Source organism: Priestia sp. P5_B4, assembly GCF_056400385.1.
The window spans coordinates 1-2,304 of sequence record NZ_JBFULJ010000618.1 but is presented as its reverse complement, the minus strand read 5'-3'; the positions used below and the strand labels follow the sequence as shown (position 1 = coordinate 2,304).

At 36.0% G+C, this 2,304-nt stretch carries 4 protein-coding genes and 1 pseudogene; 1 reads left to right on the top strand and 4 read right to left on the bottom strand.

Annotation, left to right across the window (positions count from 1 at the left end):
• Positions 1-821, bottom strand: a pseudogene (locus tag AC1DRF_RS23780) (phospholipase); the annotation flags it as partial.
• Positions 822-944: 123 nt separating this feature from the next.
• Positions 945-1,187 (bottom strand): small acid-soluble spore protein Tlp, encoded by a 243-nt coding sequence (gene tlp, locus AC1DRF_RS23775; protein WP_013083367.1) that lies wholly within the window; start codon positions 1,185-1,187, stop codon positions 945-947.
• A 172-nt stretch (positions 1,188-1,359) separates the two neighbouring features.
• Here tlp and AC1DRF_RS23770 point away from each other — a divergent pair, with 172 nt between their 5' ends.
• The gene (locus AC1DRF_RS23770) at positions 1,360-1,971 is read left to right on the top strand and encodes a hypothetical protein (RefSeq protein ID WP_097823276.1); all 612 of its coding nucleotides are present in this window, start codon (positions 1,360-1,362) and stop codon (positions 1,969-1,971) included.
• Between the two features lie 31 nt (positions 1,972-2,002).
• Here AC1DRF_RS23770 and AC1DRF_RS23765 read toward each other — a convergent pair whose 3' ends face one another.
• The gene (locus tag AC1DRF_RS23765) at positions 2,003-2,146 is read right to left on the bottom strand and encodes an acid-soluble spore protein N (protein ID WP_043982832.1); all 144 of its coding nucleotides are present in this window, start codon (positions 2,144-2,146) and stop codon (positions 2,003-2,005) included.
• 44 nt (positions 2,147-2,190) lie between these two features.
• Positions 2,191-2,298, bottom strand: a complete 108-nt coding sequence (locus AC1DRF_RS23760; RefSeq protein ID WP_477741851.1) for an FbpB family small basic protein — start codon at positions 2,296-2,298, stop codon at positions 2,191-2,193.
• Positions 2,299-2,304: the final 6 nt, after the last annotated feature.

Here is a 2,304-nt window from a genome sequence, read left to right as displayed (position 1 = left end):
CCCTTTTCTTTTTCTTTCTTCTTATACCGAGGTAACTTTCCTCCGTAAGAAAAATCTGACACCGCTTGTTCACTTTTCACCACATCTCCAATGATATTCCCTTTTACTTCAAAGGCCATGTTAGAATTATAAAAACTTGCATCATGAGGATTGGCAGAGGAGATAATAACGCTTTGATCTGTTGCTACTACTTTTCTATGATTAGCTTTTACATTTAACAACTTTAAATAAGCACGGACCGTCGCTTTAGGCGCATTGGTACCAAACGGATTTGTTATCCAGCCGTTTCCTTTTTCACCAAACCACTGAATAAAAGTTCTCCACACTGCAGAATACAGTGGAATGGAGTCTCTGAGCTTAGATAAATTGGTTTGCACCACTTTGATTCCGTTTAGCCGCAGTGAATCTAACCACTTTGAATCATGTGAGCCGTAGGTTGTATTGATTTCATCTGTAATAAAGACGATTTCGATAGTAGGATGTTTTCGTTTCTTTTCAATCAGCTTACTTGCAAGCGTATCACTAAGGTGAGGAAACGTTTCGCCTTGGTTATAGTAGCCGTTAAATAGAAACATATCCATAATAATAAAAGCTTTTGCGTCATCAATCGCATTCGTAACTGCTTGAAAAATATGTTGTTCAGAAACAGATGTCTGCTGGTCTTGATACGTTAGGTCTGATAAAAGAAATACATCTTCTACTTTGTGGGGCTTACTTTCGTATGAAACTCCTTTAGGCAAGGGCTTATGTGTTTGATAAGAGCCCACAATAATCAAGACGACAAGTAAACTGATCAAAATCCTTACTACTTTCTTTTTCACGTGCTTTTTCACCTACATAAACCTCTTCGCTAGTTTGTATTAGTATTAACTTACTAAAAAAATATAGAAAGAAAGCAGCTAAAACCGTTTATTTTTAGCTGCTTATTGTCGTTGCTTTATTTATTAAATCGTACCTTCGTAACCATTTTGACGAGCTTCTGACTCATCTTTTATTTCGCTGCGCATTGCTTCGATACTTACTTCGCGATTGTGATTTTTTTGCTGAATGCGCTGACGCTCTTCTTCATTGCTGCATGCAGCAGCTTCTTCTGCTTCTTCAATGTTTTTCATTGTATTTTGCACCATTGTTTGTAATTTTTCAACGTTATCACTGCGATCGTCTGGATTCGGTTTATTCCATGCCATTGTATCTTCCTCCTCAAAATAACTTTGTTACAATTGTAGTATGCCGGATTTGTTCATCTCTATAAGTGGAAAAAAATGATTTTAGTTTACATAATATAATTATAATTAAGTTAAAATGTATATATAAAACATACATAATATGGTAATATATACATACAAAGGGGGAATCTCTATGACTAAACGAATGATAACATTACTAAGCGTCATCTTTATTGCAGTGCTTGCCGTATTTTTTATGTCGCAAACCTCATTGGCATCAAAATTGACAGCAAGTGCCTTTATGAAGCCTCATCATTACTCAAAACATGAAGAAAAAATGTTAGCTGTGACAAACCTGGACTACAAAAGCAATATCATTGCATACGATGTGAAAGCTCCTAGTGACGCAAAAGAAGCTTATGTAAAAGCTACTTATTACGAAAAGGGAAAAGCCAAAGAACCTTTATTTTCAGGAGGGTTGACTGTTTCAAAAGAATTTGACATGTTTGCTATTACATATAAAATCGATGATAATACTCACAAAGTTATGTTTAATGTAGGCAGCAACGATACAAACCTAGGAATAGAAGCGGAAAAGCCAAAAAAAATGAACGGCTATTCCTTTACTGGATTAGAGAAAAAACAAACGGTAAAAATGAATAAAACATATCCAGTTGCTGCTTTATTTGGTGACGATGGCAGTGGCATACGAGTTGCTCCGCTTTCAACCGACGATGAAGAAGTCGTTAAAGAGCTTATTTCGACCAATCCTTACGTTTATTTATTCACGGTAGAATTCAAATAATAAAAAGTCGCTGAATTCAGCGACTTTTTATTCACTCACCTTTGGTTTGAATAACTTGAGGATGCTTGCCGGATTTATCTTGCATTTGTTTTCCGTTATTTCCACCAGCTTCTCTCGGTTGAGTGCCGATGTGATTCGGAACAAAAGGTTTGCTTTGTTTTTTAGGATTTCCCATGCTTATCCCCTCCTCACCGTTACTCTAACCAACTTACTTTAAAGTTATTCAGCTCTTTCAAGCATACGATCTTCTAACCGCTTTTCAATTTCTATTTCAATGCGTTCAATTTCTGACTGATCTTTTAACAGCTGCGTTTTATTTTCTTGCACTAACTC

Bases quoted from the DNA above. Each gene is read 5' to 3' on its own strand.
- tlp (WP_013083367.1), bottom strand. From the start codon at position 1,187: ATGGCATGGAATAAACCGAATCCAGACGATCGCAGTGATAACGTTGAA.
- AC1DRF_RS23770 (WP_097823276.1), top strand. From the start codon at position 1,360: ATGACTAAACGAATGATAACATTACTAAGCGTCATCTTTATTGCAGTG.
- AC1DRF_RS23765 (WP_043982832.1), bottom strand. From the start codon at position 2,146: ATGGGAAATCCTAAAAAACAAAGCAAACCTTTTGTTCCGAATCACATC.